At 63.9% G+C, this 6,921-nt stretch carries 5 protein-coding genes; 2 read left to right on the forward strand and 3 right to left on the reverse strand.

Annotation, left to right across the window (positions count from 1 at the left end):
- The 3 genes from ACESL8_RS01520 to ACESL8_RS01530 all read right to left on the reverse strand — a co-directional run.
- Positions 1-555, reverse strand: a 555-nt coding sequence (locus ACESL8_RS01520; RefSeq protein ID WP_372915190.1) for an RNA polymerase sigma factor region1.1 domain-containing protein, incomplete at its 3' end; no start/stop codon positions are given.
- Between the two features lie 167 nt (positions 556-722).
- The gene (dnaG, locus tag ACESL8_RS01525; RefSeq protein ID WP_372915198.1) at positions 723-2,606 is read right to left on the reverse strand and encodes a DNA primase; all 1,884 of its coding nucleotides are present in this window, start codon (positions 2,604-2,606) and stop codon (positions 723-725) included.
- Positions 2,603-3,055 (reverse strand): GatB/YqeY domain-containing protein, encoded by a 453-nt coding sequence (locus tag ACESL8_RS01530; RefSeq protein WP_372915192.1) that lies wholly within the window; start codon positions 3,053-3,055, stop codon positions 2,603-2,605. The genes dnaG and ACESL8_RS01530 overlap by 4 nt, the downstream gene beginning before the upstream one ends.
- A 140-nt stretch (positions 3,056-3,195) precedes the next feature.
- On the opposite strand from ACESL8_RS01530, the gene carA reads away from it, so the two are divergent.
- Positions 3,196-4,401 (forward strand): glutamine-hydrolyzing carbamoyl-phosphate synthase small subunit, encoded by a 1,206-nt coding sequence (gene carA, locus ACESL8_RS01535; RefSeq protein WP_372915194.1) that lies wholly within the window; start codon positions 3,196-3,198, stop codon positions 4,399-4,401.
- A partial coding sequence (gene carB, locus ACESL8_RS01540; protein WP_372915196.1) for a carbamoyl-phosphate synthase large subunit occupies positions 4,401-6,921 on the forward strand: 2,521 nt, incomplete at its 3' end. The genes carA and carB, both read left to right, overlap by 1 nt.

The raw sequence follows: 6,921 nt of genomic DNA on the forward strand, positions 1-6,921 counted from the left end.
ATCGAGGATCTCGCGCAATTGCATGCGGCCTTCGTTCAGGGCGTTGGACCATTCGATGATGGCTTGGAACGTCATCGGGCTTTCGCACAGTCCGGCGATCATGGTGTTGCGGCCGGCTTCGATGCGCTTGGCGATGGCGATTTCGCCTTCGCGGCTGAGCAGTTCGACCGCGCCCATTTCGCGCAGATACATGCGCACCGGATCGTCGGTGCGGTCCAGCGGCGCCTTGACGACGGTGACCGGCGCCGGCGCCAGATCGCCGTCAACCGGTTCGGCTTCGGGCTCTTCTTCCTCGGGCGTATCGGCTTCGTCGCTGTTGTCTTCGTTCTCGACGATGTTGATGCCCATCTCGTTGATCGTGGACATGATGTCCTCGATCTGCTCGCTGGTCATCTGATCCTGAGGCAACGCCTCGTTGATCTCGTCATAGGTGATGTAGCCGCGCTTTTTGGCGCGAGCGATGAGCTTCTTGATCGAGGCTTCATTGAGATCGATCAGCGGGGCATCGCCATCCGCCTTGGCATCCGTGGCCTCGTTCGCGACCGTCTTGGCCATCCGATTCTACGTCCTTGCCCTATGCCGGCGGAGCCGGCGCTTAACTAATGCTTGCCGGCGTCTGAAGCCCCGGCGTTTAAACCTGCGTATCAACCTACAACGGCCCGCCCGCTTGGGCGTTGCCCTGGCGGTGCAGGCGTTTGCTGCGTCCGTATTATACCGGAGCCTTAGCCTTCCCGTCGCGATTCCGCCAGTGCCATCATCGCCGCGTCCAGCGCTCCGATCTCCTGGCGCAGAATTTGCTGCGCTTCCCAGTCCGTTTCATCGAGGCTGGACTGAAAACGCGTGGTTGCCCCAGCCAGTGCCTGCACCAGCCCGGTACGGGCCGTGGCCTGCGCCAAAGTCATGGCAAAATCCGCATCAGCCACGTTTGCCGGCGTGTCGGCGCGGGTGAAACTCAACCGCAAGCTGTTGCCGCGCCGGATACGATCCGCTTCGGCTGCGAGCCCGATATCGGAAAGATGGGCAAGCAGGCCCGCGCTTTCAAGAGCGTGATCAGCCGCGGTCACCGCCAGCACCGCCGACAGTACGGCAGCGTCGCCGGCATCCAGGGGCCGCAATGCCGACAGCCCGTCATGATGAGCATCGGCCAAGCCCGGCCGCAAGAGCAGTCCGGCCAGCACCGCTTCCATCATGGGATCGTGGCCGCGTGCGACCAATGCCTTCAGCGCCGCAGATGCGCCGGGGATCGGCGGTTGCCAGCGTTCCCCCGCCTTGTGCGGCTGCCCCCGAGCCTGCATCCCAGCTTGTCCCCCAGCTTGCCCCCCAGCCTGCCAGGGCGCGCGCTGCGGGCGGGCCATGAAGGCGGCTTCGAAACGCTGGCTGAATTCGGCCTGATAAAGCACCCGCACATCGGCATCGGCGATGCTGGCGGCGGCTTCACGCAGATGCAGGCGGGCCTGGGCACGTCGTTCGGGTGTTGCGTGTTCCAGCCCGGCGGTTTCAGTGGCCCAGACATGATCGATCAGCGATACCGCGCCGGCCAGCACCGCCTCGAACGCCGCGCTGCCGCCTTGCCGGCAAATATCATCGGGATCCTGGCCCTGCGGCAGGGTGGCGATGCTGAGCGATTTGCCGGGCTTGAGCAGCGGCAGCGCCCGCATCGCGGCGCGAGTTGCAGCGCGCAGGCCGGCACCGTCGCCATCGAAACACAGTACCGGCACATCGACCAGCCGCCAGGCCAGTTGCAGCTGGGTTTCGGTCATTGCGGTGCCGAGCGGGGCGACGGCTTCGACAATTCCGGCCTGCGCGAGGCCGATCACATCCATATAGCCTTCAACGACGATCAGGCGGTTTGATTTGCGGGCGGCAGGTCCGGCTTGATCCATATTATAAAGCAGTCGGCCCTTGTCGAAAAGCGGGCCATCGGCGCTGTTGAGATATTTGGGCTGCGCATCGCCCAGCGCGCGGCCGCCAAAGCCCACGACCCGCCCGCGCGCATCGCGGATCGGGAACATCAGTCGGCCGCGGAAGCGGTCGTAGATGTCGCCCTCATCGGTGCGCCCGATCAGGCCGGCTTCCAGCAGCTTGTCGGCGGCGGCGTCTTTCAGATGGCCCCGCAGCGCCGTGCGCGAATCGGGGGAGTAGCCCAGCGCAAACGCCTTTATGGTGCCTGGCCGCACGCCGCGCTGTTCCAGATAGGCGCGCGCACCCGCCCCGCCGTCACCGGCCCACTGCGTCTGGAACCAGGCGGCGGCGCGGCTGGTGAGTTCGGCCAGGCTGTCGGCCACTTCCGCCTTTGCGCGGGCTTCGGGGGAGGGGGCGGGCACTTCGAGGCCGGCTTCAGCAGCGAGTTGCTTCACCGCCTCCATGAACGGCAGGCCCATGTTGTCGGTCATGAAGCGGATCACGTCGCCGTGCGCGCCGCAGCCAAAACAGTGATAAAAACCCTTGTCGTCGTTCACGTAGAAACTGGGGGTTTTTTCGTTGTGGAAGGGGCAGCAGCCCTTCATCTCCCGCCCCGCCCGCGTCAGCTTCACGCGCCGGCCGATCACGCCCGATACGGGAACGCGGGCGCGCAGTTCGTCGAGGAAGGCGGGGGAGAGGCTCAGGACAACGCCGCCTTCACCAGCCCGCTGGCCTTGCTCATGTCGAGCTTGCTGGCGAAACGCTCCTTCACTGCCGCCATCACGCGGCCCATGTCCTTGACGCTGGTGGCGCCGATCTCGGCCACGACGGCCTTGATTGCCGCCAACGCTTCGGCTTCGTCCATCTGGGTGGGCATGAAGCCCTCGATTACCGCCAGTTCGGCGCGTTCGGCATCGGCCAGTTCGGCGCGGTTGCCGGTCACATACATTTCGATCGATTCGCGGCGTTGCTTGGCCATTTTCATCAGCACATCGGTCACCATCACATCGTCATCTGCCGGCGCGGTTCCGGTGCGCAATTCGATGTCCTTGTTTTTCAGGGCGGCGTTGATCAGGCGCAGCGCGCCCAGCCGGGCGGTGTCGCGGGCCTTCATGGCGTCGGTGGTGGCGGCTTTGATATCGTCGCGCAGCATGGCAGGCTCCCGTGGTAAAATTTGCCGATTGATCTTTGCCGCTCGATAGCGTCTCACGCGCCCAAAGAATAGATTGACGGTTTGGCAGAGCACCCCTAGGTGCCCAGCCGTTTGCTCGCAACCCAAAGGAACCATCCCCCATGGCCGAAGCCCCAATCGTGCCTCGGCCGACTGCCGCCAAAGCGCCTGCGCAGCCCAAAGGCGCTACCGGGGTATTGGTTTTGGCCGATGGCAGCGTGGTGTGGGGGCACGGTTTTGGTGCCGAAGGGGTTTCGGTGGGGGAAGTGTGCTTCAACACCGCGATGACCGGTTATCAGGAAGTGATGAGCGACCCCAGCTATGCCGGGCAGATCATCACCTTCACCTTTCCGCACATCGGCAATGTTGGCGCCAACAACGAAGATATCGAATCGGCCAACCCGCACGCGCTGGGCTGCGTGGTGCGTGAGCCGGTGACGGCGGCGGCGAATTTCCGCAGCACCAAGCGCTTTGACGACTGGATGAAGAAATGGGGCCGCATCGGCATTTCCGGTGTGGATACCCGCGCGCTTACCCGGCGCATCCGTGAAGGCGGCGCGCCCAACGGCGTGATTGCCCACAACAAGGCCGGGCATTTCGATGTGAAGATGCTGTTCAGCCAGGCGCGCGGTTGGCCGGGGCTGGAGGGGATGGACCTCGCCAGCGTGATCAGCGCCGCCCAGAATTACAGTTGGGATGACGGCTTGTGGACGCTGGCCGGCGGTTATGCGGTGCACAGTGCCAACGTGGATGGCCCGCACGTGGTCGCCATCGATTACGGGATGAAGCGCAACATCCTGCGCAATCTGGTTGCCGCCGGTGCACGGGTGACGGTGGTGCCGGCGACGGCGACATTTGACGAGATCATGGCTTTGAAGCCGGCCGGCATCTTCCTGTCCAACGGCCCGGGCGATCCGGCTGCTACCGGCGTGCATGCGGTGCCGACCATCCAGAAGATCTTGAACGCCGGGCTGCCGTTGTTCGGTATCTGCCTTGGTCACCAGTTGCTCGGACTCGCCGTGGGCGCCAAGACGCTGAAGATGACGCAGGGCCACCGCGGGGCGAACCATCCGGTGAAGCGTTTGTCCGACGGCCGGGTCGAGATCACGTCGATGAACCATGGTTTTGCCGTGGACACCGCGACGCTGCCCGCCACGGCGCGGCCCACCCACATTTCGCTGTTCGACGGCACGCTGGCGGGCCTGGAACTGACCGACCGTCTGGCGTTCAGCGTGCAATACCACCCCGAAGCCAGCCCCGGCCCGCAGGACAGCCAGTATCTGTTCGAGAAGTTCGTCGGCTCTCTCGCCTCGACCCGGAGCCTCTGATGCCCAAACGCACCGACATCAAATCCATCCTGATCATCGGCGCTGGTCCGATCATCATCGGCCAGGCCTGCGAGTTCGATTATTCGGGCACGCAGGCGGTCAAGGCGCTCAAGGCGGAGGGCTATCGCATTATCCTGGTCAACTCCAACCCGGCGACGATCATGACCGATCCGGAACTGGCGGACGCGACCTATATCGAACCGATCACGCCGGAAATCGTCGCGCGCATCATTGAAAAAGAGCGCCCCGACGCTGTGCTGCCCACAATGGGCGGGCAGACCGCGCTGAACACCGCGCTGGCGCTGCACAATGATGGCACGCTGGCAAAATACGGCGTGCAGTTGATCGGGGCAGACGCGCAAGCCATAGACAAGGCTGAAGACCGGCTGAAATTCCGTGACGCGATGGCCAAGATCGGGCTGGAAAGCCCGGTCAGCCGCATCGCGCACACAGTCGAGGAAGCGCTGGCGGCGCTTGAAGACGTTGGCCTGCCGTCGATTATCCGGCCCAGTTTCACCATGGGCGGCACCGGCGGCGGCATCGCCTATAACCGCGAGGAATTCATCCAGATCGTCACCGGCGGGCTTGATGCCAGCCCGACCACCGAAGTGCTGGTGGAAGAAAGCGTGCTGGGCTGGAAGGAGTATGAGATGGAGGTCGTCCGCGACCGGGCGGACAATGCCATCATCATCTGCGCGATCGAGAATATCGATCCGATGGGCGTCCACACCGGGGACAGCATCACCATCGCACCGACGTTGACGCTGACCGACAAGGAATATCAGATCATGCGCAACGCCAGCATCGCGTGCCTGCGCGAGATCGGCGTGGAAACCGGCGGTTCCAACGTGCAATTTGCGGTGAACCCCGAGGACGGCCGCCTGGTCGTCATCGAGATGAACCCGCGCGTCAGCCGGTCGTCGGCGCTGGCGTCAAAGGCTACCGGTTTCCCGATCGCCAAGGTCGCGGCGCTGCTGGCGGTTGGCTATACGCTTGATGAGATCATGAACGATATCACCGGTGCGACTCCGGCCTCGTTCGAGCCCACCATCGATTATATCGTCACCAAGATCCCGCGGTTTGCCTTTGAAAAGTTCAAGGGTGCGGCCCCGTTGCTTGGCACTGCGATGAAATCGGTGGGCGAGGTGATGGCCATCGGCCGCAACTGGCAGGAAAGCGTGCAGAAGGCGCTGCGCGGCCTGGAAACCGGGCTGACCGGCTTTGACGAGGTGGAGGAGCTGAAAGGCGCCGTCATAGAGGAAATCGAAGCCGCATTGAGCCGCCCGACGCCCAATCGCCTGCTCGTTGCCGCCGACGCCCTGCGCGCCGGGATGAGCGTGGAGCGCATCCACCAGATCGCCAAGTTCGAACCGTGGTTTTTGCGCCAGATGCTGGAGCTGGTGGAGATCGAAGCCAAGGTGAAGGCGAACGGATTGCCCGGCGATGCGGCCGGTTTCCGTTACCTGAAGTCGCTGGGCTTTTCCGATGCGCGGCTGGCGCATCTGGCCGGCACGGCCGAAGCCGACGTGTCGCGCGCCCGCCGCGCGCTGAATGTGCGCCCGGTGTTCAAGCGTATCGACACCTGCGCCGGCGAATTTGCAGCGAAAACGCCCTACATGTACAGCAGCTACGAAGCCCCCAGCTTTGGCGAGCCGGACTGCGAGAGCCAGCCGACGGCGGCGCGCAAGATCGTCATTCTTGGCGGCGGCCCCAACCGCATCGGGCAGGGTATAGAATTTGATTATTGCTGCTGCCACGCGTGCTTTGCCCTCGGTGATGCCGGCTATGAAACCATCATGGTCAACTGCAATCCCGAAACCGTCTCGACCGATTACGACACGTCGGATCGGCTGTATTTCGAGCCGCTCACCGCCGAGGACGTGCTGGAGATCCTCCACACCGAAATGCAGAACGGCGAACTGGTCGGCGTGATTGTCCAGCTTGGTGGGCAGACCCCGCTCAAGCTGGCGCAGGCGTTGCAGGATGCCGGCATCCCGATCCTGGGCACCAGCCCGGACAGTATCGATCTGGCCGAGGACCGTGAGCGGTTTGCCGCACTGATCACCGAACTGGGCCTGAAACAGCCCGACAACGGCATCGCCCGCAGCGCCGAGGAAGCCGTGCGCGTGGCCGAAACCATCGGCTATCCGGTGCTGATGCGGCCATCATACGTGCTGGGCGGGCGCGCGATGGAGATCGTCGATACCCGTGCCCAGCTCGAAACCTACATCCGTGAAGCCGTGGTGGTGTCGGGCACCTCGCCGGTGCTGATCGACCGTTACCTGCGCGATGCCATCGAAGTGGACGTGGATGCGGTGGCTGACGGCGAGACAGTGTTTGTTGCTGGCGTGCTCGAGCATATCGAGGAAGCCGGCGTGCACTCGGGGGACAGCGCGTGTTCACTGCCGCCCTACAGCCTGCCAAACGATATCATCGCCGAAATCGAACGCCAAACCGGTGTTCTGGCCCGAGCGCTGAAGGTGAAGGGCCTGATGAACATTCAGTTCGCGGTCAAGGATG

Source organism: Sandarakinorhabdus sp., from assembly GCF_041689835.1.
Taxonomy (GTDB): domain Bacteria; phylum Pseudomonadota; class Alphaproteobacteria; order Sphingomonadales; family Sphingomonadaceae; genus Sandarakinorhabdus.